Consider the following 25,021-nt stretch of genomic DNA (forward strand, 5'->3'; position numbering starts at 1 on the left):
TTATGTTGATATGAAATCCTGCTCAAAGTGAAAAAATGAGGATAGAATATCATAATTCCTCATAAATTTCTTTTTTATCTAAGAATGGATCAATTACATAGCGTAATGTGCATTTTTCTTTCATCTTTTTCAGTAATTTCGGTAGTTGTTCAGAATTGATATCATATATGCGCATATAGGCATTTCGAAATCCTATTGGCGCTCTGGCATCAGAATGCAGCACATAACCGATACGACCACCATAATTGCTTACCAATTCAATGATTTCACCAATGAGACCAGGTATATACTTCACCAGAAAAGCGATCTGATAACCGGGTTTATCAACACCAGTGATTGACATATAGGTTTTCAAAATATCGCTTCTTGTAATAATTCCTACAATTCGTCTTTCTTCATCTACTACAGGTAACCCTGATATATCATTATTTACTATAATGCTGGCGGCTTCATCTATAGTAGAATCAGGTGAAATTGTAAAAACATAAGGGGTCATGACCTGATGTATCTTAATTTTTGAGGTAATGTACATAGCCTCACTTATGTCTAATGGTATAGACTCTGGAAGAGAGGCTTTTTTCAAATCCCTGTCCGTCACGATACCTACAAGTTTACCATCATCAATTACCGGTAAAATTTTCACATTGCCTTCTTTTTGAAGCTTTAGGGCATGTTGTACGGAATCACTTGCTCTGATAGACATAACACCTGTACTCATCCAATTCTTGACTAACATTATTTAATCTCCTTTAGGTAAGTAATTATTTATGTAGCTGGAATAATAAATTCCAGAACATGAATCCTATAAAGTCATTATATAATAGTCTAAAGAATATAATTATTAGTTAAATGAACTTATCAAGATAACTTATTTTAGTGATCAATATACAACTTACCATTTAATTTATTGTGTTATTGAATTAAAATGATTAAGTTTATCATTTATTTATCTTTAATCATCGAACTCGCCCTTTGGCCCTTTGTCCGAATCGATCTTAGAAGCCTTTTCCTTTATTTTATTATCTGTCCATTCATCCGGATTTTCTAAGCGGCTTGACTTGGGCCCAAGATTATATGAGTCGGCCTGAAGAATGGCATCAATAGCAAGCGGCGCAGTATCTTTAGCATTGAAAACTTCAGTTAGAAGATTGTAAACAAAATCCTCAACCCCCTTTGCCATTCTCAATCGAATATCTTTGGGGAGTCCAAGAAGTTTGTTCTCGAAGGGGAGATTAAGCTTTTTATAATTACCACCCTTGATTTCTTTAGATTTCGCATATTCTACCATTTCAGTCCACATATTATCGCTAACACCATCTTCATTGACCTTAATGAATTCGCCATTGTCATCCAGAATGGCATTCCCATAATCGTTGACCTGAACCCCCCAGGAGATCATTTGTAGTGCAGTGGCCACATTGGCCTTTGTCGTATTGGTATTGTTGGCTATATTTCGAAGTCTCTCAGAACTGTTCCCTGAGGTTCCATGCTGAGCGCCGGAAATATTATACCTGGACAGCGCATTATGAATTGTTGCCGTAAGTTCCACTTGAATTCCCTGATCGCTTGCCTCAATGCCATGTGTGGTGCCATTATTCAGGGCTATCCAGTCTGGAAAGATATCATGGGCATTCAATCCTTGAATCAGAAAGAGAGCCTCTTCCTCAGTTGAAAGGCCAGCTTTGCCTTTTATCTCTCCAACCTCTGTCTCCAGGCCTGCCCACTTGGGTATAAAGGGATTAAGGGTGATATTAGCGAATAGATTTTCGTGATCTGGCATATGTGAAGCATCGATTGCAATTGATGTCATCCCAGCTTCGAACATGGTAGGTATTTCGATCTTGGCCTTTTCTACATCTTTCTCATTTTTTATTCCATAATGATCAGCGTGAATTGCTACTGGTACAGTTATGTTCAACTCATTACAGATAGAATCAACTATTCTAGCCATATTCCAGTAATTGACAGCGCAATACGCATTTGCACCGCCCTCGGATTTAGCAATTTCAATGATAATGGCGGCATTTGCTCTTTGAGCTGCCTGAAGTGCGCCTCTGATTACGAAATAGCTTCTACCATTTGCAGCAATAGTCATAGCCTTGCCTTTCGCAATCATGGCTCTATCAATGGCCTTGCCACTAACAATTAGCGCTCTTGAATTAGGAAATAGATCTACAATGTTAGGGGGTCGTCCTATCATTAGAGCTTTTTCAAATTGTGAGTCTGATTTACCTTTTGATGAAAACATGTTTATCCTCCATAATCATGATAAAGTGGGCATCTCATCCCTTTTCAATTTCATAAGGAATGAATGGGGCATCTCTCTAATTAATTACTATTTTTAATCGTTTCAAAGAGTTCCTGGGCCTGCTTTGGTGTGGCCTTCTCATGAATGATTGCTTTTAGCGATCTCATTACAGCTATCGGATTAGGATTCTGCCATACATTCCTACCCAGATTGACTCCAATAGCGCCCTTTTGCATGCCATCATACACAAACTCAAAGACCTCCAGTTCTGTTTCACATTTCGGTCCTCCAGCCATAACGATAGGCACTGGACATCCATTGGTTATTTTTTCAAAATCCTCTGAGCAGTAATAGGTCTTTACAACTTTTGCTCCAAGTTCTGCAGCAATGCGGCATGAAAGCGCCAAGAAACGCGCGGTTCTCTTCTCCATTTCCTTTCCCACAGCAGTTACTGCCATGACAGGGATACCGTAATCCTCACATTCATTGACTAGACTGGCAAGATTTTCCAAAGTTTCCTTTTCATAATCGCTTCCAACGAATATGGAAAGACCTACAGCAGCGACATTCAACCGGATTATATCTTCAATGGAAGTTGTAATAACCTCGTTAGCAAGGTCCTTCCCAATAACACTGGTAGCTCCTGAGACTCTAAGGATAATGGGGGTATCAATACCTGGATCAATACAACTTCTCAATACGCCCCTTGTTAAAAAAAGACCATCAGCAAAGGGCAGAATATCTCTTATAGTATCCCCAGGTCTCTCAAGACACCTTGTGGGTCCTTGAAAGTAGCCATGATCAATAGGGAGAAAGAAACAGTGACCATCAGGTTTGATAAGGCGTGAAAGCCTGTTTTTAATTCCCCAATCAAGGTTGTCATATCCCTTTACCCATTTCCTGCTTTCATCTACTCCTTCAGCCTCCATTTCATTTTTATTCCTGGCCTCTAAGATTCCAGCTGCATCAGGCATAGTTTTCTCCTTTATCATTTATTATACTATATATAACAATAAATCAAACATGCTTTTTTGAAGGATGAAATTGTTAAGAATATTTCTACTTGCCTTTATAGGAACATCATATTCTTACACAAATGGATTATTAAAATTTGAGCAGTTTAATAAACGTGCATTAACATCAAATTAGAATGAATAATAATCAAAGTATTGAGAAAAAACGCTGTAAATAATTTATGTTTGTCTTAATTTGGAATGTCAAATAGTTTTTAATATATATTCTAAAATTGACTTGATTTATCAAATGCAATGCTTCACCCTTTTCCGTGAGACGATATTGGGAATATGAAAATATTTATACTATATCTGTTTATATTAGTCAATAATTCACAACAAAAGGATTTTCATATTAGTATACGTTATTACTCAAAACCCATAATAAGTCATGAGTGGTCTATCTCAATCTTCAGAGTTGGAGGTAACATTTATATAAATGCTCTTGATTATATGGATAGAACTATAAATAAAAAAGAGATACCAAGAAGATACTACCCTCAATTGATAGATAGGCTCAATAAATGTGGTATATGGATACTTAAGGACTACTATAGAAAGGGTAGTCATAACGGGTATTATCTTATTAGGGTAGAGAAGGGTAGACATCATAACAGCATTAGGGTTGAGGCAGGAGTCCCCCTGTTGGGTCAAAATGCGAGGTATCTTGAAATAATAAGATCAGTTGAAAATGTTGTAAGGGTTGGCCTATATGATTGATAATTCGTCCTTTGTCTCATGTATATTGAAGAAATCCTATTTGAACTATAAATACTTGACTAATGACTTCACTTGACAGGAGTAGAGGGCTTTGCCTTTGGAATCATCTTCATGAGATGTTCATAAAGGAATTCATCAACACCCTTAGTATAAAATACATATATGATAACGAGTACCCATAATATAAGCGTTAGTATACACATAAATATCAATAGCTTTTCAGCTCCAATATCATTTGCCTTATAAAAGATAAGAACAAGGGCTAATGGCCAAAAAAAGAATAGAGTAATAAATGTTAATGAGATGAACTCCTTCAAAAAATTAATTGTTACTGGATACCATCCAGATGAGAATTCTCTATAACCGGTAGATATCTCTTCAAAGAAGAACCAGAAATAAAAGACAAATATCAGGGTGGCAATTATTTTCCAAAATATTTCAATCCTTTGCCTGAACCATAGAAATATTATTCCCAATCCCCAAAGGGCTATGAACATTAGTACTGATTTAACTAATATAATATTCTCCACTGTTATTTATTCCTTAATTACTAAATGCAGTATCTTTATTATGAAATTCTAATTATGTAGCAATGAATAAGCATTCTGTCAATGCAAAAACGATTTCCTGTTGAATACAAGTGGAGGCATCAATGAGACAACCTGTTATTTTGAATGCATTGATCTTCGTTATAATTCTATTGACTTCATGCAAGCATAATATTCGATTGGATAATTATACCCTAGGAGTATTCGTCCCCCTAAAGACACATAAGAAGATTGGGAAAAAGGAAATTGAGGATATTTTTCATACCCAATTCAAGTTCAATAGGGATGGCTCAAATCTTCTTGAGTTGGTTATTTATGGTTATTGCTCCGGCAAGGAGACATTTGTATTTTCAGGTGATACAGATAATAATATAACAAGGGATATACAGAAGGGCAGCATTGAAGCACTCTTAAAGATTAAGAGGGAGGGAAAACTAGAAAAAATATTTTTTCTCAAGGCATCAGGAAGCGATCAAGAGGAACTCATTGATAATTTGGTTTTAGAAACAAAAAAAATACTTAATTTTCAATAAAGCCTCAATGATATCATTGCGTATTTAAGATTTATTCTCATAATTTAAGGAACTGGTTGGACTCCTTCTGCAAAACAAATCATGCTATTAACGATCATTATATCGTTGATTTATTTTCTGCAAGGAGGTATGCCAAAGTAATTGCTTCGATCATGCTCTTATACTTAGCGCACCCCTTGCCAGCGATATCATATGCTGTGCCATGTGCTACGGATGTCCTTATTATAGAGAGACCCATGGTAACATTAACACCAGTATCAAAGGTGAGGGTCTTAAAGGGTATTAGCCCCTGATCGTGATATTGGGCTATAACTAAATTGTATGATCTCCATCTCTCGGGCAGGAAGAGGGTATCAGCAGCAAAGGGACCCTCAATATTTATTCCATCGCTTTTTGCCATACTAACGGCCTTTTCAGTAACATTCATATCAAAATTGCCGATAGCGCCCCTATCGCCGCAATGAGGATCTAATCCAGTGATAGCAATTCTAACCTCCTTGCCGTCGATCCTGGATATTGCCCTATGCCCAGCGATAATTGTATTGTATATCTTTTCGGAATCAATCCTCTCAGTTATCCCTGATACAGGTATATGTGTTGTTACAAGCATCACTCTATAGTCCTTTGAGTACATCATCATGTATGGATTTTTTTCCTGGATGGATTCAGCTATATATTCGGTGTGTCCTGTAAAGCGGCATCCTGATTTTTCGATTAGGCCCTTATTTACTGGTCCAGTAACAATAGAATCCAATGTACCACATCTCCATAGTTCTATTGCTTTATCAATATACTTGATAGACTCAATCCCAGTATATATGTTACCCTTGCCAGGGGTTGGTATTGGCAGGTCTAGGCAGATATTGTAAATATAATTGTGATCATCAAGAATATCCGAAGGTGTATCCCTTTTGTAGTCCCAAAGCCTGTATCCCTGAACGAGGTCAGGATAATGCCTAACTAGAACCTCGTATCGACCTATAACAATGGGAATGATATTATCAATCCCATCCAATTCTGAAACAGCCTTTAGGGCTACTTCTGGTCCAATACCAGCAGGATCGCCAATTACAATCCCAACCCTGATACTATGACTTTTCAAAAAACTCCTCTGGGATTAGTCTATTCTTATCATATTCCTTCTCAATTAGATTCTTGGCGGATGATTTTAGATCATTGGAGATGGTGCATCTACCCTCAAGAATCACGCCGTTTTGAATAATAAGCTCTGGGGTTTTTATATCACCAAGGATTCTTGCGGTGGGCATTAGGAGAACCCTGTTCGAAGCATTTATATTTCCAATTACAAGACCTTCCACTATTACAGATATAGCATTTATATTAGTCTTTATTTTACCATCTGGACCGATGTATAACTGTTCTGCTTGAAGGTATTTCCCCTCAAATCGACCATCAATTCTTAGTGATCCATTTATATGAAAGGCTCCTGCAAAATAAGAATTTTCACCTATGACATTATTAGCTAAATCACCACCACTCTTTGTTAATGCCATGTTAACCTCTGTATATCAATAATATTTTTTTGAATAGATTGTATCATCTCTATAATTACAATTGTCAACAGCATTAATATTATTACTCTTAAAAAAAAACAACTTTTTGGAGACTCCCTCACTTTTATGAGTAAGAAATCAATTTATTAAAATTTTTATTATAGGGGATAAATATTAAATAACAATTCAGGGAGAGATGGTTGATGCTGATTGAGGAAACGAAGGGGGGGGGGGCACTCTCTTTATATTATAATAGATTACTTTATCTCAGGTACATTAATAACCTGGAGCGCTTCACAGAGAAATTGTTTTATTGATTTTAGTGTGTTTAATATATTCCAACCCTCATAGGATTTAAATTTTTCGTATTCTGCATATTCTAATATATCATCAGGATTAAGCACCATATTCCCGCCATTCTCAATATTTGAAATTAGGTTGGAGATAAAGTGCTTTGATATCTTAAAGAAATCATAAATCTCGAAAAGGAATAGTCTTCCTTGTCTAATACGCATCATCTGTAGCTGTGAGATGTATTCCTGTGATATCGCTTTTTCAATATCATCCAATGTCTGACAAAATGATTTAAAGGCTCTGTTACATTCATCTAACTTTCTATAAAGTGAATCCCTTTCACCAGAATTAGAAAAATCAAGCTTTGTATGTTGGTCAGATAATACACCCCATATCCTCTCCTCGAAATATCTCATAATGCTTGAAGCCTCATTTATCTCTCTATCCTCTCTGTATGGTGATGTATTATCTATTTTAATATCTTGTAGGGATTCATAATCTTTAAGGGATTTATCCTTATCAGATAAGTTATCTGATGACAAAGTCATTATATTAGTAAAAATTGCATTTTCAAGTTCCCTTAAATCAGCATCCGGGTATAATTTCTGTAAATTATTTCTAAGCTTATTGATATCTTCCTTGACCCTCTGTTTCTGAGCTTTATTTGGGGTTGTCTTCAGTACACCTTCAAGAAGCTTTATTGACCTTACAATCTTCTCTGATTTATCATTCTTATAATCCATATCTAATTCCAATTATCCTATCATTTATAGATGATTAGTAGAAGGAAAACAGGTACAGCTTTACACTTTTTATTAAATTATTGAATAAATCCTCAAATATACTATTATATCGCTGATTTGGTTTTATCTCATCAATATTATCACTCTCATTGTTTGTTAATCGATGCTACCCTTGACATAGAAATACATAAAAACATTAGGATTTTCTTTATCAAATTCGTAAATGTATTTAGTCTAAAAATAAAATAGAAAGGAAATAAATCAATCATATTACAGTAGAAACTTCCATCTTAACTTATTGCCCATAGATTGATATACGACTATAGCATTTTATGTGGAAATTTCAATAAAAATGTTATTTTTATTACATTATTAGACCATTATTATTGTTAATATTTCAATTTATATTATATAATATAATTAGATAAATAATTGTGTCCTTGCGGTTATGGATATCCCTTTGATTTCATAAAATCTTTAGATATATAAAGGAAGCAATTATTTGTTATACAAAAAAATGTTGATATTGGAAAAAATCATTGTAATTTAACATCCTTTATCGTGATTAAGGTAATATATTGGATTAATAATGAGTATTTCCGTATTTAGAAATATTAGTAAGAGTTAGTAATTCATCAGTCATTTCCATTGAGAGGATAATTATTCAGGTTTATCCTGTTTAAAAAGTATTTTTCATGAGAGAGATATAAATATTATGAAGCTTCTTGATAAGGATGTTCATAGAAAGGATGTCATAAAGGCTGATATTGAGCATTTGAGGAAATTATTTATTATGCCGGATTCTCCGGATAAATTTTTGGAATTCGGTTATGAATTATTGAATCTTATTCATAATTTTTTTACTGAAAAGGGTGGAATACATAGCGAGATATCACTTCCTGAATTGTCAAAGCTATTCTCAAATATTCAGATTCCTAAATCCCCACAATTATTGAAGGATATTTTATCCGAAATAAAAGACAAGATAATAGCTCATTCCGTGAAGGTAGGCAGCCCCTATTATATTGGTCACATGACAAGCGCAATACCATATTTTATGATACTCCTTGAGATGATAATAGCCGCGCTTAATCAGAATCAAGTTAAGATAGAAACAGCAAAGGCATCCACCTTTGTTGAACGTGAACTTGTAGCGTGGATACATAAATTGATCTTTAATCGCTCTTCAAATTTTTATCAGAGACACATCCAGAATCCTGATGTGGCCCTGGGAAATGTTACACTTGACGGGACTATAGCGAATCTTACAGCGATGCTTGTGGCAAGGAATAAGGCCTTTCCCCCAAAGGGCAGATTCCCAGGCATTAGGAAGGCTGGCGTATATGAGGCATTACGACATTATAATTACAATAGGGCTGTGATAATTGTTTCTAACAGGGGTCACTATTCATTTGATAAGATTTCTCGGATCATAGGGATAGGTGAGAATAATATTATTAAGATTCCGGTTAATTCAGATAATAAGATTGATATTCATAAGTTAAGACAGACCTGCTATGAGATCAAAGAGATGAATAAAGACGGAGAGGATAGGACAAAGATCATCTCACTCATTGGCATTGCCGGCACCACAGAAACCGGAAATATTGATAACCTTGTTGAGATTAGGAAAATAGCCGATGAATATAATACCTTTTTTCATGTAGATGCTGCTTGGGGTGGGGCTGTCCTTCTTGTTGATCAATATCGTTTCCTGCTAAATGGAATAGAATCAGCTGATTCAGTAACCTTTGATGCTCATAAACTTCTCTATACTCCCCTATCTATGGGATTGATACTATTTAAAGAGGAGACGGCGCTCGATTATTTAAAGCACACTTCAGAGTATATTATTAGAGCGGATTCAGTTGATCAGGGAAGATTTACTGTCGAAGGTTCCAGACCATTCTCCTGCCTTAAACCCTGGTCTACCCTAAAGATATTTGGCACAGAAGGATTCAAGCTACTCTTGGAGCAGGCATTTGACAATATCAATTATTTGAGGAGAATTATTGAAGAGAATAGCAACCTTGAACCTATAAACCAACCTGAATTATTTATCTACAATTATAGGTTTGTCCCAGAGGAAATTCAGAAGGAACTGGATTCCCTCCTTCAGGAGATAGCGGTACAAGGGAAACAAGGAAGGAATAAACTTCAAAAAAGGGTGGATAAAATAAATACGACACTAAATGAACTCAATATTGAGTTGCATAGAAAGATTAGGCAGGAGGATAATAGCTTTGTATCAAGGACTGTTCTTGAATCAACGAAATATTCTCCCCAAAGGATAGTGGTTCTTCGTGCAATTACAATAAATCCCCTACTGACGCCTGAGATTATGGAGGAGATAATAAACGAGCACAATCAGTTGGGATTAAAGATATACAAATCATACACATCTAGTCGTTTTTAATGAATTAGTTTTGATGAGGATCGAGTCAAAATTAAGAACTAGCACCTTAGAAGAATATAGATTAACACAAGGATATTCCTCTTACTGAAAATCATTCAGTCTCTCAGTTCTCTTCTCATCCCTTTCAACTATCTCTTGCAGATGTTTATACTGAACAGAATCTACGCCATATTTTAGTTCCGCTGCCTGAAGGAGATATCTGTTTTTTTTCTGTTTGTATTGAGTAATCTTCTCCTCAGATGCATGTCTGTACTTATTGAGTACCGCTTCCATAAATGCATAACAGCTTGAAAGATATTTATAAGCCCATGGATCTTTTCTGTTTTCATCCCTGATAGCGATGTATCTTTCGAGAATTGGTATACAGGGTAAAAAGTTATGCAGATCATATTGAGTAGATACGTATACCTGATACAACCGTGATTGAAAGTTGACAAACTCGGGCCTCTTCCTAACCTCTCCTGACTGAATATCATCCAGATGATTGATTGCCTTGACGAAGTAGGTTATTGATTTCATCTTGGCTTCTGTTTTCATCAATGATATCTGCCTTCTTTCACGATTCTTTCTATCTATCTCCTGCCAATACCATCTTTCATTGAGCATATTTTTTTCTTTATTGGTTTGTTTAAATTTCAAAACCTCAAATTCCATATCTTCGAGTATGTCTATACCTGTGGAGAATTCATCAATGGAGATCCTTAACACATTTTCAGCATATTCAAGAGTAAGCTTTTCAAGATCCTTCATAGCCTTAATATAGGGCTTGAAATCCTTTATCCTCCATCCTGTTACTTCTCTTTCCCAGGGTTTTCCCTCCTCCTTCTTTTCCTCTACTGCTACCGCTTTCTTCTCTTCCTTTTGGGCATATAAATTATATGCTAATATACTGATAACGATTGACAGCAGGATCAGTGTGGCAATTAGTATATTATTTATAGTGTTCTTATTTTTCATCTGGCATATCCCATTAAATTTAATGTAATTCTCTAATATTTATCGGAATCTACAGGCAGAAAATTGATTCTTTTTTAGCTGTAGCTCCCTTAATTTAGAGGAGAATCTAAACCTATTTGATAATTCAATATAATAGATCTATCCAAAAAGATCAAGCCACATTCTTGTGTGCCTCAGATGTTGAGAGAATAAATGTTCTTTAGGATCACCAAAAGTGGAATAAAACTAATACCTGTAGGGTATTGAAATACTTATTATATTATCGCCTTCATTACCCTCTTCAAATCGAAGATCCAGTGATACCCTTTGGAACTCCCTTTCCATCTCAATGTTATAGAATCGATAGGATGGTTTGATATAATAAGCGCTTATAAATTCAAAAAGCTTTATTACCCCTAAGGCTATCAGGGTGGTTGAACCCTTTTTCTTGGAATCCTTATAATATAGGCTGTATCCACCCAAAAACATCTCAGAGAAGTAAAAACCCCAGCCAAGGGCCCTATGACCCTTATAGAACAAACCCCCACCCGGAATAAATGCTGAGAAGAGGAGAGCTGTAGCATTGTTATTCCCAAAGTAGGGCGGAAGCAACTCATTCTTTTTAAATTGGTAGGCCAGTTGGTCCATGTAGGCTACTGAGAATATTACAGGGAGTGTAGCCCATAAGAATATATGAATATTCTTCATGTTTTGATCCCTATCGCTGTCATCCTCCCATGGGAGGGGATTGATCTTAAAACCTGTAATGATCCAGGGTAGAGAGATATGGGTTAATATTGCTCCAGTTGAAACAACTATTCCGCCTATATCTGATGAATGATTATTGAAACCCAGATAATTGGTTGATAGGAATGCCCCATATCCAGGGATGCAAATATTGCTGCCCATATTCACTATACATATCCCTTCAATCATCCTCTTCCCAGGATTCCTACTCAATAATAGGGTATTCTCCAGTCCATATTTATCTATGGTTAATCTGGATATATTGCTTTCCCTCTCGCAAATGATCCTTTTGATGTCTGGAAATACTTCAATCGATATTAGTTCGCCTGCCTTTCTCCTCCTTCCCTTTATCCTTACAATTGATTCCAACCTGCCCAATTGAATCACCTCAATCAAATCGCCTTGGATTGTAGGGTATTCAGATTTATCAATCCCGTGCCATTGACCAACATTGATAAGTGATAGACCATTATCATAATTTTTTATGATCCCTGCCCTTATGGGTAGATTTTTATGCATATAGGCGATCTCTCTTCCAAGCTTCATGGGGATATTCATCATTATCCTGCTTCTTACTCGAATTCTTTTCTCTAAAAGCTTGTAATCCGGATTCCTTGGGATAACCCTGGCCTCGGCAAGGCATAGGTCCATTATCTGTGTGACTGAAACTATCATATAGATATCTGCCCTCAATATCTTTGCAAGGCTGTCATAATCCCCTTCTGCGATATCCTCTAGTTTACTCTTTTCTATGGCTTCTTGAATATGCGTGTCATCAATAGGTAAAAATCTGCCAAGTTCGTTAAAAACATTTTTTATGCTTTCAACCGACTTATCTGTAAGGGCGTTTATGGTTATATTCTTCTGCCTTTTACTGAATACAACAACCCTGGGGGGTGTGTATCTATTATTGAGGTTAGCTAAGGCGGCCCTGGAATGTATCCCAATAAGGGTGATAACCAAAAGGGATAACAAACATTTCTGTACTTTATTGTTATTGTATAGCATATAGGTTGATGCAGATTAAAATCTATAGGTATATTTTGCGTTAATATTGATATTCATCTCCCTATCAAGATATATTTCAGGTTCAAGATTGAGACACTCCTCCAATATACCCCTATTCCGAATATTATCTTTTAGATAGAGAACATGTATTATCTCCATTATCTTTACACAACCGAATAGTCCAAGCAAGGTATACCCCTTCTCCTCATTTATCTCTTCTTTATTATAAGAATTAGTCGATATGTCATATCGCTCCCCTCTGGAGAATTCCCTTATTGTAAAATATAATAGAATATTATTAAGATGAAAATATAGATATCCCCATGACCTGTATCCCCTATAGAAATGCCCCCCACCACCTGATACTAATGAAAGATATGCAGCTGAGAGCTTATTCCCCATGTATGGGTGTCTGCCATAATAATCTGACGAAAGGGCAAGGTGGCGATGCGAAAATAGATCCGCAACAAGGGAAATCCCACCACAAAAGAGCATATAGATAGCGAAGCGATTACAGGCAAGTGTATTCTTTGAAATGTTCCTTTTGTCGTCACGAAAATCCTCTGGTCGGTTGGCAAGGCCGTAGTATTCAATATATAGATAGGGAAGGGTATTCGCAATCCATAGGGATAACCCCCTAAAATCTCCGTATGTATAATAACCGATAGGCGCTATAACGGGCATCAATGCGCTTGCTATTGGTGTGAAGAGAATCTCAAGAAATGTGTCAGCGCCAGAGGACTCCTCAAAAACGATCTCTTTTTTTCTTCCATAGTAAAAATCCTTAAGAAACCTAGACTGGTTATTATAGGAAATAAGGATAAAATCCCTTGAGGATATCGCTTCAGCATTCAATTCCCTTTTGACTACAATATTCTCCTTCACCCATAATTTACCAATGGGTTTAAATATCCCAAGTGGATCCTCCTTAATAGCGGCGTTATCGTATCTATAGAGGGTAAAGGCCCCTGTGATGAACTCATGAACATCTAATGCTAGCACCCCATTTTTCTCTCTTTTGATAAAGATCTGAGCTGTATATTTCTGCAGTAACCTTGAGAAAAAATGTGAGACATGCTCCTCAAGAATATGGCTCAGCCGAGTTGATATCCCTGACAGGGATAGGGGTATCATTATTCTATATTTATAGATTATTCTACCAAAGTAGGGGGCGCAAATACCATATGATTTTAATTCAATTATGAGATCCTCTCCGCAATCCTCAATATGCCATCTGATTATCATATGCAATCCAGCCTCCATTGCAAATCGGAGTATACAGCCCTCATCCAGACACTTAAATTTGTTGAGTTCATGTTTCAGAAGGGATGTATTGATCACATCGAAGATGCCTGTTGAATTAACAATATCAATTACGTGCCTCTCCAGGATATTTGATGCATTCGATATTCCAGGCGTTTTGCTATCGAATCCAATAATACCTAAAAGAGGTTTTGATGCGTATAGGGGATTCTCAATAATAAATACAAGTAGTATTATAAATAAATATCTCTTCATTATATTCAATATATTCAATGCATTCAATCTTGATCAGTACAGTAATAGGAGAGAACAACAATCCCAACTATTGGTGTATAGAAAAGATCCATGTGAAGTATTTCCGTATATCCTTTATATTCATCCCATATCCCAAGTATTGTCCATCTACCCATATTTCAAAGTGTAGGTGGATGCCATAATCTTTACCTTCAGCCTCACCCAGGAGGCCGGAATTCCCAGCCCAGCCAATCCTTTGACCCTTCTTAACATTAGCGCCCCTTACTATCTTCTTATCTATTCGGGAAAGGTGGTTATAGGTACTAATAACTCCATTCCTATGGTCGATCCATATCTGTCTTCCCCCAAAGGACCTCTTGACAAAGGTACAGGGATGTCTTTTATAATACTCAGACTGATTCTTCCATTCTTCAACGGACATGGGTATATAGTTCCAATCCGCCCTTAAAATTATGCCATTGTCCGCCGCAATCACAGGCGTCTCTTTATCAACTCCAATCGGATCATAAGAATCTTCTGAGTGATAATAATAAATATCCAAACCAACATGTTTCCCGCCTCTATACTCACGCGGGGCATTAGGATAACTGGAATCCATGGTAGGAAGGAAACCATTATTTATTGGGAACCTCAGGCCCATGAGTCGTTCGTCATAGCATTTCAGATTATTCATCCCGATGTAGGTCTCAATCTCAGCTATAGCGGCATAACCATCATAGGTGGCGCTGGCCGGTATAAATATTCTGAAGGCGCTTGCATCCACACCGCAGAGATCGAATTCAACCCTCTCCTTATAGACCCTTCGATTTGGAAAGAAGAATCCGAGTATGCAATTTTTATTGTTCTCTTCGAAATTGAGGGTGGCATAATCGAACCATTCATCATTATGAATGAATTGGAGTATACAATATTTTACTGCCCTGTAGTTATCCTTCCTTCCAGAATATACAACTATTCTACTCATGAGTCTTTTGGTAGCGAAATCAATTTCGATCCAATGATCTCCATCCCTTTGGGAGAGCCAGGAAGACTTCCTGTCATTGTCAAAGGCCTTGTTCCCGCTATGATTAAGACTATAGTTTGAGCTTGTGGAATAATAGATCTTCTGCAGGGTGTTGTTGCCGATTATAAAACACTGCTTGTCGCTATTCCCCCTTTGAGGAATTTTATAATCGATATTGAATAATAACAGGAAAAGAAGAATCGTTTTTATCATCATTAGAAATAAATACAATTATTATAGATATCTCAAAGGGCGCTTTAATTCATAATCATTGAGCATCAGTTACACTTATTATGTTTGATTATTAAAAGTCAATACCATCTTATCAAATAATTCAGTTAGTATCTCTATTACTCACCTATATTGAAGTTTAGGGTAAACTTCTTTTATAATTTTACGAGTATAAATGTTATCAACAATATTTTGCTTGATGAAATTATAATATCCCTTCAAACCTGAAGGGATTGTTACATATGAGTATATGTCCGGACTCATCCCAGTACAAGTAAATGAGGAGAATCCGGGATATCATAAGTCTGAATAAATGAGAGGAGGAAAGAGTTGAGTAAATTTATAGTTATTCTATGCACTGTGCCCTCAAAGGATGATGGTATAGCCATTGCTAAAAGACTTGTTGAGGAAGGTCTTGCCGCCTGTGTGAATATCAATAGCGGTGTATCATCGATATATAAATGGAAGGGAGATATCTGTGATGATGAAGAATATCTCCTATTCATCAAGAGCAGAAAGGCGCTCTTTGATAAAGTAAGCGCTGAGATTGTTTCTCTTCACCCATATGATCTTCCAGAGATAATCTCTCTGCCTATAACTGTAGCATTAAAACCCTATCTCAACTGGATCGAGGAGAATACGCAGAATTAGTTGCATTGAGGACGGATCGCTCATCTGCCTTAACCAATGACTTTATTGGTCCTCCACCTCAGCATCATCCTTACAAGTATCCTCACATTTATTGATATTCAGTATCTCGTATAGTATGGAATATCTGCTAAGGGAACTATAGATCATGACTAATCCAAGGGTCAGAAGTATTATAAAGCCGATGACCCCTGGATTGAGAATAATGATGTTGAGTAGAAATGACATTCCTACTAGAAATCTTATATAGCTGTCTTCTGGACTCACATTTTTCTTCATGATTTATCCTTAATAGTAGAGCATCATCATGAGAGTTCCTTAAGGAGGTTTATCTTCCCGATCTCTCCAGCAATCACGAGGGAATCATTAAAGGAGATGATATAATCAGGGCTTGGAATCGCCTTTATCTTGGAACCCTGATCCGTGTTATTCCTGATCAATAGAACATCAACACCATACTTAGCTCGTATATTGATCTCCTTAATCGATTTTCCAATGAATTTCCTTGGGGGCGGGATCTCGGCTAATGAATATCCCTCCATGAAATGAACATTCCCATTTATATTCTTCATTGTTATTCTGCTAGCAAATGTCGAGGTAATATCTCGACGTTCAATTTCTTTATTGTAGGCGTCGAGTATATCCCTACGCCAAATCATGCCGAGTATCCTGTGAGGATTAGAGGGGGACACCACCGGTAATCCCTCTAAATTCAATGCTGTCATCCTCTCCAACGCTGTTTGGCAGTTATCATTCAGGAATACCGTTTCTACATCTTTAACAGCAATATCCCTTGCAATGAGAACATCCTTAAGGGTATCCCTCTCGAAAAGTAGATCCTTAATGTCATGGAGTGAGATAATACCTGAGATCATACCCTTTTTATCTATAACAATAAAATAGGGAAGTTTGCCAGATATTGCTCTGTTGACTACGTCATTAAAATTATTCTTCTCTGGAATTGTCTCAATATGATTTGAATAGATATCCTTAATAAAGATCGATTTCATTATATTGATCTCAGCACCATCCTTAATGTTAATATTCCGTTTCAAGAGCTTCAGGGTATATATGGATTCCCTCGATAGTTTTGAGGAGAGTATTGTGCTGATTATGCAGGTTATCATCAGTGGCAGAATAATCTGATAGTCATTAGTCAGTTCGAAAACGATAATAATAGCGGTAATCGGGGCATGCGTTGTGCCGGCCACAAGTCCTCCCATCGCTACAAGGGCATAGGCCCCTACCTCCGCAGTGATTGAAGGAAAGTGTGCGTGGACAAAGGAACCGAAAGCGCATCCAGCCATAGCCCCAAGGAAGAGGGAGGGCGCGAATATGCCGCCTGAACCTCCTGAAGCGAGTGTTAATGATGTTGCTGATAGTTTTATAAATATTAATATCAATGCCAGATGCCAGATCGTTTTGCCATGCAAGGCATCATTTATTGATTCATATCCAACTCCCATTATTTGAGGAAAGTATATCGCTATAATACCGATTGAAATTCCGCCAATCATAGGTTTCAGATATTCCGGAAATCGTAAATGGTTGTCAAAGAAGTCCTCTGAGAAATATAGGATCTTAATAAATGAGTATGAAATAAGAGCGCAAATAACCCCGAGAATAAGATAGAATAATAGCTCATAAGGACTTGTCAGATGATAGGAAGGCACCTGAAAGGCGGCGAAGTCGCCCTCAAAGTAATGGGATACAACCGTTGCCATTGCGGAAGATATTACAATTGGGGATAGATGAGAAAACCCAAAATCCCGTAATAATATTTCAATAGCAAAAAAGGCGCCTGCAATGGGAGCATTAAAGGCCGCGGCAATACCTGCTGCAGCGCCACAGGCAGTGAGGGTCTTCATTCTTTGACTGGATACTCGAAACAGTTGTGCAACAGCTGATCCGATACTGGATCCTATCTGGACAATTGGTCCCTCCCTTCCAACAGACCCCCCTGTGCCAATTGTGATTGATGAAGCCACTGCCTTGACCAAAGCGACCCTTGCCCTTATTGTTCCACCTCTCATCAGGATTGACTGCATAACCTCTGGAACCCCGTGTCCTTTTGCTTCTTTCGCAAAGAAGTGTATAATAGGCCCTACCGCAAGTCCTCCAATCATTGGAATTAGTATTTTCATATACCATGGCGTAAGGGTTATGCTCTCCAATAGATTTGCACCTCCGACAAAAGAGATGTCAGATATTAACTTAATCATGGCACGAACAAGTATCGCTCCAAATCCGGAAAAGATGCCAATTATTGTGGCAATGATTAACATAAATGTATGTTCAGTCATCCTTATTCGCTCTATTAATGAAGAGACTCTGGGAAAGAGGCTGAGATATACACTTCTAAGTTGATTTTTCATTTTTATTGAAATAGTGGAATCTGTAGATTAATGAATAATCTTTCTTTAATAAATATTTCTTGCTTTATTGAGCAGTTACAATCTATAAATATATATTCAGTTAAATAGTATATTCAAGAAATAAATGTCAATGATAAATACTTTTATTATAAATTCCAATATACTCATAAAATCAATATATTAGAGAGAGTAACAGCCCAAAAAGTGTATCTTCTATTGGAAAGAGGGTTTGAATAGTCTTCATGCAAAGAACAGGATTCAAAACACACAATACACCCCTTGAATTGTTACCTTGGTTACTATCACAGGCCTTTGCCCAAGGTGGGGCAACCCTTCCAACCAATTGGCATGGAGTCCATAAACTGGAGGCTAAAGGGACTATTGGTTAGCATTGACAGATGAACATTTCCTCAAGAAGTGGAATCTCCATATTCGCAGAAAAGACAGCGCGCACAAACACTATTAGCAACCATGAGTAATCGCAGTCAAAATTAGGTATAACAGTGTTTTATTGTTGACATGTTCTTAAAGAAAAAGATTTGGTGAGTAGCATATTATTTGCGGCTCAAATATAGATGGTAATAATAGTTATAGATTTTAAGCAGGCAGGCATATGATATGAAACCTATTGTAAAATTTACAGATCAAAAGTATATTAAGAGAATTAAATCCAGAGACAAATACAAGGCAATTGCAGAACTCGCTCATGTCTTTAGTGATTCCAACATTTGTAGTAACATCGATGAGCTGATAAGGGCGCTGCATGAGAGAGAGGAGATCATGAGTACTGGGATTGGCTTTGGAATAGCTATACCTCACGCTAAGATTAAATCCGTAAACGAGATAACCTTTGCGATTGGGATTTCAAAGCATGGAATCGATTTTGATTCCATTGATAAAAAGCCTGTTCATCTGCTGGTTTTGGTCGCTGCTGGGGAAAGACAGCATAAGGATTATTTGAAATTATTGTCGAATATTATGGCAAAATTAAAGAATCAAAGGATTAAGCAGAGAATAATAAATTCTAATTCTAACAAGGAGATTATAAATATACTTTCAGAAGAAGATTAGGTTTGTGAGAATGATATTCAAATATCCACACTATTTACAGGGATTTACACATGAATGAAACAGAATATAGATTTAAAGAGATTGAGAAAAAATGGCAAAAGAGATGGAGCGATGAAGGGACATTCCTAACTGATGTGGATGATAATAGAAGAAAGTACTATCTCTTGGAGATGTTCCCATATCCTTCAGGAAGACTCCATATGGGCCACATGAGAAATTATTCCATAGGGGATCTGATAGCGCGATACTGGAGGATGAAGGGTTATAATGTGCTCCATCCCATGGGGTGGGATTCCTTCGGACTGCCTGCTGAAAATGCCGCAATTAAGAATAATATTCCTCCGCTAACATGGACTGAAGAGAATATCGCCTATATGAAAAAACAATTCGGCAGTATTGGCTTTTCCTATGATTGGAGAAGGGAGATCGCCACGCACAGGAAGGAATATTATAAGTGGAATCAGTGGCTTTTTTGCAGGATGTTCGAAAAGGGCTTGGCCTATAAGAATAAGGCTTCAGTAAACTGGTGCCCAACATGTAACACTGTGCTGGCAAATGAACAGGTGGTTAATGGCCTTTGCTGGAGGTGCTCTTCCTCAGTTACTCAAAAGGAGTTGAATCAGTGGTTTTTGAGGATAACCGATTATGCGGAAGAACTCCTGGCTGGGCACGATGAGTTGAGAGATAAATGGCCAGAGCGGGTAATTGTGATGCAGAGAAATTGGATTGGCAGATCCACCGGACTTCGAATCGATTTTAGGCTCGAGTCTGGCGAGGATTTTCCAGTTTACACTACCAGACCGGATACTGTGTATGGGGTAACCTATATGGTTATTGCCCCGGAACACCCCTATCTCGATAGGATTGAGGATAGGGGGGTAAGGGATTTTATTGATAGATTCAAATCGCAATCCCTTATAGACAGGTTGTCCGATGAGAAGGCGAAAGAGGGGATTGATACTGGCATAAAGATAATCAATCCATTTACCGGTGAAAGGGTGCCCCTGTATGTGGGGAATTTCGTTCTTATGGAATATGGAACAGGCGCCATTATGAGCGTTCCCGCGCATGATACAAGGGATTTCGCTTTTGCTAAAGAATATGACATTCCTATAAGGCTTGTAATAGATAATCCCGATTCGCCAATTGATGTTGATAAAATGAGAGATGCATACGTTGATGATGGGATATGTGTAAATTCCGGACCCTTCTCCGATATTCCGAATAGAGAAGCCATCGAGAAGATATCTGACTATGCGGAGAGGGAGGGATTCGGTAAGAGGGAGGTCAATTATCGATTAAGGGATTGGCTGATATCAAGGCAGAGGTATTGGGGGTGTCCGATTCCTATCATATATTGTGATAGTTGCGGGACAGTACCTGTGCCCGAGGATAACCTGCCGGTTATTTTGCCTACTGAGATTGATTTTAAGGGAGATTCGAGATCGCCATTATATTCTATGGAAGAATTCATCAACACGGAATGTCCAGAATGCAAAGGAAAAGCTAAACGCGATGTTGATACCATGGACACCTTTGTTGATTCCTCATGGTATTATGCGAAATATACCTCTCCTGTTTCCAGCGATATCCTTGCTAAGGATGAGAGCGCCTATTGGATGCCGGTGGATCAGTATATTGGCGGAATAGAGCATGCCTGTATGCATCTACTCTATGCTCGATTCTTTGCTATGGTGTTGAATGACCTTGGCGTATTAGATCATAGAGAGCCATTCACCAGGTTGCTTACCCAGGGAATGGTGATAAAGGATGGCTCTAAGATGAGCAAGTCCAAAGGAAATGTAGTTGATCCTGATGATATTATTAAAGAGTATGGCGCTGATACAGCGAGGCTCTTTATGCTATTCGCTTCACCGCCGGATAGGGATCTTGAATGGTCAGATAAGGGTGTTGAGGGTTGTTTCAGGTTTGTTAACAGGATTTGGAGATTTGTCAATAAATACAGCGATTTATATCTGAATGATTTTAATCTCAATGATCTTGAACTCAATAATGCCCTGAGAGACCTTCGAATAGAGCTTCATCGCACGGTAAAGATTGTGACCCAAGATATTGAGGAGCGAATGCAGTATAATACCGCCATTGCAAGGATGATGGAACTGGTTAACAGAATATATCAGATCGATGAGAAAGATCTATCTTCACAAGGGGGTAGGGTTGTCATATCTGAGGTCTTCAGCAAGTTTATTCCCATGTTGTCGCCCTTTGTCCCACATATCGCTGAGGAGATGTGGGAGGTGATTGGGAATAGGGAGATGCTTGTGGATCATAAATGGCCTGATTATATTGATGAACTTACTGTTAGGGATGAGATTGAGGTAGTATTTCAGATAAATGGCAAGATCAGGTCAAAGGCAAGGGTCTCATCTGATATCTCCAAAGAGGATATGGAGAGGATTGCTATGGGGGATGAGAGGATCAGTAAACTGATTGAAAACAGGGATATTAAAAAGGTAATTTTCGTTCCCGGGAAGCTGGTGAATATTGTGGTAAAATAGTATGATGGTCTGTAGAATACTAATATATAAAAATGAAGGATGATGAAATTAAAATTCATACTCGGAAATACTACTCTCTTCTTTTTAAAAAGGATTATAGATGCCATCTTAATGTTTCACAGGGTAAGAGGTTGGCCCTTGAGCTTGGTTACCCATCGGATTTAATCGATCGGATACCAATAGAAAGTTGGTATGCCTTTTTCCCTTGTGGAAATCCACTTTCATATCTAAAGCCATTGGCGGGTGATTCCATTCTTAATATTGGCTGTGGAATTGGGATTGATTCAATTGCGCTTAATAGGGAATATACATCCTCTGTTCAGATATATAATCTGGATGTAATTGATCATATCCTTTTAAAATCCAAGAAGCTTATCTCACATCTTGTTGAGGATATCAAGACAATGCACTGGATTTGCGCTGATGCTGATACCTTGCCCTTCCAATCCTCCTCCTTTAACTGGATAATGATGAATGGAGCCTTCAATCTCATTCCAGCCAAGAACAAGCTTTTGAGCGAGATTTATAGAATAATGAAACCCTACGGGAAACTCCTTGTGGCTGATCTGTCATGTCGGGAAAGGCTTGAGGAATATTTTTCACAAGAACCTGATGCCTGGGCCTGGTGTATGAGCGGCGCTTATACCGAAGAGGATTTAATCCCCCTCCTTCAATCTTCAGGATTTAGCAGTATCAAAATAACCCGTACAGAATTGGATAGGACCTTCAATCGAATTATATTCCTATGTCAAAAGACATAACGCTCATTACACCATAATTATGACAATCATAGTTGTTATTTCATTTATTATGGATATTTATCATTCTAAATAAGGAAAAATTTAATACCAAAGCAGAAGCTTCAATTCAAGTTCAAGGATAAAGAGTTGAGATTTATTTCCTTTACTCCGATACAAAAGTTTATTCTAAGCTTTATTGCTCTCATCATTGGAGGTATGCTTCTGCTTCTTTTGCCTTGCGCAACAATAAAAGGCATTACTATTATTGACGCTATTTTTACATCAACATCTGCTGTTTGTGTAACAGGATTGATTGTACTCGATACCGCAGCTGATTTTACACTGTTTGGTAGATTGATGATACTTATACTGATTCAGTTAGGTGGTCTGGGGATAATGACTTTTTCCTTTGGATTGTTGTCTTTTATAGGCGGAAATATATCTATCAAATGGAGGTTCGCATTTAAGGACATATTTAGTGAATTAGACAAAGTACCAATAAAAAATATATTTATAAAAGTACTTAAATATACTTTTATAATTGAAGGTATAATCTCAATTATACTTTTTTCAGTATTTATAAGAGATTTTCCAATTGGTAAAGCGGTAGAACATTCAATCTTTCATGCAGTTTCAGCATTCTGTAATGCTGGTTTTTCAACCTTTTCAAACAGCCTTGAAGGTTATAGAAACAATATTATCGTAAATTTATCAATATCAATAGCAATAATACTCGGCGGGCTGGGATTTCTCGTGCTTAATGAGCTGTTCGGAATCAGGTTAAGAGCTGCTGATATATTTTCACAGTTGTCAATTCATACACGATTGGTAATCATAGTAAGCATCCTGCTTATTAGTTTTGGAATGGCTGGGATCCTAATGTTAGAACTCAATTATTCACTTAGAGATATCAGTTTAGGTGAATCAATTCTGATTTCTTTTTTTCATTCAGTGACCTGCAGAACAGCGGGATTCAATACCATTGATATATCTGCATTGAGAGAGAGCACGCATTTTTTAATAATAATTTTAATGTTCATTGGCGGTTCACCTGGCTCAATAGCGGGCGGTATTAAAACAACTACTATTGCGGCAATCGCTTTATTGATATTTTCTAAACTGAAAGGCAGAAATCAGACAATCTTATGGGGAAGAGCGTTAGATCGTGATACAATTGATAAAAGCACAACTCTTATTATCTTATCTATTATATTTCTTTCTATAAGTATATTTTTAATGCTAATAATAAGAGATTTTGATATAGGACATTCTTTTGTCTCCGTTGTATTTGAAAGTGTATCCGCTTTTGGGACTGTCGGTCTTTCCATGGGAATTACCACAGAATTACCTCCAATGGGAAAAATAATTCTATCACTTGTAATGTTAATCGGTAGACTTGGACCACTGGCTCTGATCATGGCAATAACTTCAAACAAAAGGAATATATACATTGAATATCCAACAGAGCATATTATAATCGGATAATAATTATGAAAAAAAAATTCTTTGTAATAGGTCTTGGAAATTTTGGCTTTAGCCTTGCTAAAACACTTGAGGGAAATGGATGTGAGGTATTGGGCATTGATACTTCCAGAGAGTTAGTTGAGAGATCAATGGATTATCTCAGCCATGCAGTTATAGGCGATGCTTCAAACAAAGATACATTAAAATCGTTAATGGAAACTGATTTCGATGGCGCGATTGTAAGCATTGGCCATGATATGTCGCCCAGCATACTTGTATCCTTATATTTATTAGAATTTGGCATTGAAAGGATAATTGTAAGAGCTATGTCAGAAGAGCATGGCAAGATATTAAATTTGATAGGCATATCGGAAGTTATTTATCCTGAAACAGAGATGGCCGTAAGGCTTGCAAATAAACTATCTAAGAAAAACGCTGTTGATTACCTGCCTTTAGACGAGGATTATAGCATTATCGAAGCAATGCCTCCTAAGAGTTTCTGGAGTAAAAGCCTAAAAGAATTAAATATAACATCGAGATTTAATTGTCAGGTAATAGCGTTAAAATATTCAAGTGATAAATTAAAAAGAGAAGATGCTGAGATGGCAATAAATTCATTAAAAATTCCCCCGAAGGCAGATGACATTATCACCGAAAACTCTATTATGATTTTGATAGGCAAAAATAGTGATATAGAACGATTTCTGGCTATTAAATAAAATAATATTTTTT

General features: G+C 37.1%; 23 protein-coding genes. 10 read left to right on the forward strand and 13 right to left on the reverse strand.

From position 1 onward, the window contains the following. Positions 1–49: 49 nt before the first annotated feature. The 3 genes from SVZ03_13170 to lsrF form a co-directional block, all read right to left on the reverse strand. Positions 50–736, reverse strand: coding sequence for a CBS domain-containing protein (locus tag SVZ03_13170; protein ID MDY6935158.1), 687 nt, complete (start codon positions 734–736; stop codon positions 50–52). A 216-nt stretch (positions 737–952) separates the two neighbouring features. Then, entirely contained in the window at positions 953–2,248 is a 1,296-nt protein-coding gene (locus SVZ03_13175) for a class II fructose-bisphosphate aldolase (protein ID MDY6935159.1), read from the reverse strand. Between the two features lie 80 nt (positions 2,249–2,328). Next, positions 2,329–3,222 (reverse strand): 3-hydroxy-5-phosphonooxypentane-2,4-dione thiolase, encoded by an 894-nt coding sequence (gene lsrF / locus SVZ03_13180; protein ID MDY6935160.1) that lies wholly within the window; start codon positions 3,220–3,222, stop codon positions 2,329–2,331. Between the two features lie 330 nt (positions 3,223–3,552). Between lsrF and SVZ03_13185 the strand changes: the two genes are divergently transcribed. Then, positions 3,553–3,981, forward strand: coding sequence for a hypothetical protein (locus SVZ03_13185; GenBank protein ID MDY6935161.1), 429 nt, complete (start codon positions 3,553–3,555; stop codon positions 3,979–3,981). 68 nt (positions 3,982–4,049) lie between these two features. Here the strand turns inward: SVZ03_13185 and SVZ03_13190 are convergent, their stop codons facing one another. Next, positions 4,050–4,511 carry a hypothetical protein gene (locus SVZ03_13190; GenBank protein MDY6935162.1) on the reverse strand — a complete coding sequence of 154 codons (462 nt, stop codon included), beginning with the start codon at positions 4,509–4,511 and terminating at the stop codon, positions 4,050–4,052. A gap of 122 nt (positions 4,512–4,633) precedes the next feature. Here SVZ03_13190 and SVZ03_13195 point away from each other — a divergent pair, with 122 nt between their 5' ends. Beyond that, a complete protein-coding gene (locus SVZ03_13195) occupies positions 4,634–5,062 on the forward strand; it encodes a hypothetical protein (protein MDY6935163.1) in 429 nt (142 codons plus the stop codon). A gap of 97 nt (positions 5,063–5,159) precedes the next feature. Here the strand turns inward: SVZ03_13195 and pdxA are convergent, their stop codons facing one another. The 3 genes from pdxA to SVZ03_13210 all read right to left on the reverse strand — a co-directional run bounded on the left by pdxA (position 5,160) and on the right by SVZ03_13210 (position 7,613). Continuing rightward, a complete protein-coding gene (gene pdxA / locus SVZ03_13200; protein ID MDY6935164.1) occupies positions 5,160–6,164 on the reverse strand; it encodes a 4-hydroxythreonine-4-phosphate dehydrogenase PdxA in 1,005 nt (334 codons plus the stop codon). Continuing rightward, the gene (locus tag SVZ03_13205; GenBank protein MDY6935165.1) at positions 6,151–6,576 is read right to left on the reverse strand and encodes a polymer-forming cytoskeletal protein; all 426 of its coding nucleotides are present in this window, start codon (positions 6,574–6,576) and stop codon (positions 6,151–6,153) included. The genes pdxA and SVZ03_13205 overlap by 14 nt, the downstream gene beginning before the upstream one ends. Positions 6,577–6,833: 257 nt before the next feature. Continuing rightward, entirely contained in the window at positions 6,834–7,613 is a 780-nt protein-coding gene (locus SVZ03_13210; protein MDY6935166.1) for a hypothetical protein, read from the reverse strand. A 715-nt stretch (positions 7,614–8,328) separates the two neighbouring features. Between SVZ03_13210 and SVZ03_13215 the strand changes: the two genes are divergently transcribed. Beyond that, positions 8,329–10,029, forward strand: coding sequence for a pyridoxal-dependent decarboxylase (locus SVZ03_13215; protein MDY6935167.1), 1,701 nt, complete (start codon positions 8,329–8,331; stop codon positions 10,027–10,029). Between the two features lie 81 nt (positions 10,030–10,110). Here SVZ03_13215 and SVZ03_13220 read toward each other — a convergent pair whose 3' ends face one another. The 4 genes from SVZ03_13220 to SVZ03_13235 all read right to left on the reverse strand — a co-directional run bounded on the left by SVZ03_13220 (position 10,111) and on the right by SVZ03_13235 (position 15,457). Continuing rightward, complete coding sequence (locus SVZ03_13220; protein MDY6935168.1) at positions 10,111–10,986, reverse strand: hypothetical protein; 876 nt, start codon at positions 10,984–10,986, stop codon at positions 10,111–10,113. Positions 10,987–11,211: 225 nt separating this feature from the next. After that, entirely contained in the window at positions 11,212–12,720 is a 1,509-nt protein-coding gene (locus tag SVZ03_13225; protein MDY6935169.1) for a hypothetical protein, read from the reverse strand. A 15-nt stretch (positions 12,721–12,735) separates the two neighbouring features. Then, a complete protein-coding gene (locus SVZ03_13230) occupies positions 12,736–14,238 on the reverse strand; it encodes a hypothetical protein (protein MDY6935170.1) in 1,503 nt (500 codons plus the stop codon). 67 nt (positions 14,239–14,305) lie between these two features. Then, on the reverse strand, positions 14,306–15,457 hold the full coding sequence (locus SVZ03_13235; protein MDY6935171.1) for a peptidoglycan DD-metalloendopeptidase family protein: 1,152 nt from the start codon (positions 15,455–15,457) through the stop codon (positions 14,306–14,308). Between the two features lie 345 nt (positions 15,458–15,802). Between SVZ03_13235 and cutA the strand changes: the two genes are divergently transcribed. Continuing rightward, on the forward strand, positions 15,803–16,123 hold the full coding sequence (gene cutA / locus SVZ03_13240; GenBank protein ID MDY6935172.1) for a divalent-cation tolerance protein CutA: 321 nt from the start codon (positions 15,803–15,805) through the stop codon (positions 16,121–16,123). Between the two features lie 42 nt (positions 16,124–16,165). On the opposite strand, the gene SVZ03_13245 is transcribed toward cutA, so the two are convergent. Together SVZ03_13245 and SVZ03_13250 are read right to left on the reverse strand one after the other, a co-directional pair. After that, positions 16,166–16,399 (reverse strand): DUF2892 domain-containing protein, encoded by a 234-nt coding sequence (locus SVZ03_13245; protein MDY6935173.1) that lies wholly within the window; start codon positions 16,397–16,399, stop codon positions 16,166–16,168. 26 nt (positions 16,400–16,425) lie between these two features. Then, positions 16,426–18,423, reverse strand: coding sequence for a chloride channel protein (locus SVZ03_13250; protein ID MDY6935174.1), 1,998 nt, complete (start codon positions 18,421–18,423; stop codon positions 16,426–16,428). A 314-nt stretch (positions 18,424–18,737) separates the two neighbouring features. Here SVZ03_13250 and SVZ03_13255 point away from each other — a divergent pair, with 314 nt between their 5' ends. The 6 genes from SVZ03_13255 (at position 18,738) to SVZ03_13280 (ending at position 25,008) form a co-directional block, all read left to right on the forward strand. Next, positions 18,738–18,884 carry a hypothetical protein gene (locus tag SVZ03_13255; GenBank protein MDY6935175.1) on the forward strand — a complete coding sequence of 49 codons (147 nt, stop codon included), beginning with the start codon at positions 18,738–18,740 and terminating at the stop codon, positions 18,882–18,884. Between the two features lie 229 nt (positions 18,885–19,113). Beyond that, positions 19,114–19,566 (forward strand): PTS sugar transporter subunit IIA, encoded by a 453-nt coding sequence (locus SVZ03_13260; GenBank protein ID MDY6935176.1) that lies wholly within the window; start codon positions 19,114–19,116, stop codon positions 19,564–19,566. A gap of 50 nt (positions 19,567–19,616) precedes the next feature. Next, positions 19,617–22,085 (forward strand): leucine--tRNA ligase, encoded by a 2,469-nt coding sequence (gene leuS / locus SVZ03_13265; GenBank protein ID MDY6935177.1) that lies wholly within the window; start codon positions 19,617–19,619, stop codon positions 22,083–22,085. Between the two features lie 32 nt (positions 22,086–22,117). Then, positions 22,118–22,846 carry a methyltransferase domain-containing protein gene (locus SVZ03_13270; GenBank protein MDY6935178.1) on the forward strand — a complete coding sequence of 243 codons (729 nt, stop codon included), beginning with the start codon at positions 22,118–22,120 and terminating at the stop codon, positions 22,844–22,846. A gap of 84 nt (positions 22,847–22,930) precedes the next feature. Further along, complete coding sequence (locus tag SVZ03_13275; protein MDY6935179.1) at positions 22,931–24,310, forward strand: TrkH family potassium uptake protein; 1,380 nt, start codon at positions 22,931–22,933, stop codon at positions 24,308–24,310. A 5-nt stretch (positions 24,311–24,315) separates the two neighbouring features. Then, a complete protein-coding gene (locus SVZ03_13280) occupies positions 24,316–25,008 on the forward strand; it encodes a TrkA family potassium uptake protein (protein ID MDY6935180.1) in 693 nt (230 codons plus the stop codon). The last annotated feature ends 13 nt before the right edge of the window (positions 25,009–25,021 follow it).

It is taken from the genome of Spirochaetota bacterium, assembly GCA_034190085.1.
Classification (GTDB): domain Bacteria; phylum Spirochaetota; class UBA4802; order UBA4802; family JAFGDQ01; genus JAXHTS01.

Excerpts from the sequence above, each read along its gene's own strand:
- lsrF (MDY6935160.1), bottom strand. The coding sequence starts at position 3,222 with ATGCCTGATGCAGCTGGAATCTTAGAGGCCAGGAATAAAAATGAAATG.
- SVZ03_13230 (MDY6935170.1), bottom strand. The coding sequence starts at position 14,238 with ATGAAGAGATATTTATTTATAATACTACTTGTATTTATTATTGAGAAT.
- SVZ03_13215 (MDY6935167.1), top strand. The coding sequence starts at position 8,329 with ATGAAGCTTCTTGATAAGGATGTTCATAGAAAGGATGTCATAAAGGCT.
- SVZ03_13185 (MDY6935161.1), top strand. The coding sequence starts at position 3,553 with ATGAAAATATTTATACTATATCTGTTTATATTAGTCAATAATTCACAA.
- SVZ03_13235 (MDY6935171.1), bottom strand. The coding sequence starts at position 15,457 with ATGATGATAAAAACGATTCTTCTTTTCCTGTTATTATTCAATATCGAT.
- SVZ03_13245 (MDY6935173.1), bottom strand. The coding sequence starts at position 16,399 with ATGAAGAAAAATGTGAGTCCAGAAGACAGCTATATAAGATTTCTAGTA.
- leuS (MDY6935177.1), top strand. The coding sequence starts at position 19,617 with ATGAATGAAACAGAATATAGATTTAAAGAGATTGAGAAAAAATGGCAA.
- SVZ03_13255 (MDY6935175.1), top strand. The coding sequence starts at position 18,738 with ATGCAAAGAACAGGATTCAAAACACACAATACACCCCTTGAATTGTTA.
- SVZ03_13225 (MDY6935169.1), bottom strand. The coding sequence starts at position 12,720 with ATGCTATACAATAACAATAAAGTACAGAAATGTTTGTTATCCCTTTTG.
- SVZ03_13220 (MDY6935168.1), bottom strand. The coding sequence starts at position 10,986 with ATGAAAAATAAGAACACTATAAATAATATACTAATTGCCACACTGATC.
- SVZ03_13250 (MDY6935174.1), bottom strand. The coding sequence starts at position 18,423 with ATGACTGAACATACATTTATGTTAATCATTGCCACAATAATTGGCATC.
- SVZ03_13195 (MDY6935163.1), top strand. The coding sequence starts at position 4,634 with ATGAGACAACCTGTTATTTTGAATGCATTGATCTTCGTTATAATTCTA.
- SVZ03_13210 (MDY6935166.1), bottom strand. The coding sequence starts at position 7,613 with ATGGATTATAAGAATGATAAATCAGAGAAGATTGTAAGGTCAATAAAG.
- SVZ03_13260 (MDY6935176.1), top strand. The coding sequence starts at position 19,114 with ATGAAACCTATTGTAAAATTTACAGATCAAAAGTATATTAAGAGAATT.
- SVZ03_13175 (MDY6935159.1), bottom strand. The coding sequence starts at position 2,248 with ATGTTTTCATCAAAAGGTAAATCAGACTCACAATTTGAAAAAGCTCTA.
- SVZ03_13280 (MDY6935180.1), top strand. The coding sequence starts at position 24,316 with ATGAAAAAAAAATTCTTTGTAATAGGTCTTGGAAATTTTGGCTTTAGC.
- SVZ03_13205 (MDY6935165.1), bottom strand. The coding sequence starts at position 6,576 with ATGGCATTAACAAAGAGTGGTGGTGATTTAGCTAATAATGTCATAGGT.
- SVZ03_13170 (MDY6935158.1), bottom strand. The coding sequence starts at position 736 with ATGTTAGTCAAGAATTGGATGAGTACAGGTGTTATGTCTATCAGAGCA.
- SVZ03_13270 (MDY6935178.1), top strand. The coding sequence starts at position 22,118 with ATGAAGGATGATGAAATTAAAATTCATACTCGGAAATACTACTCTCTT.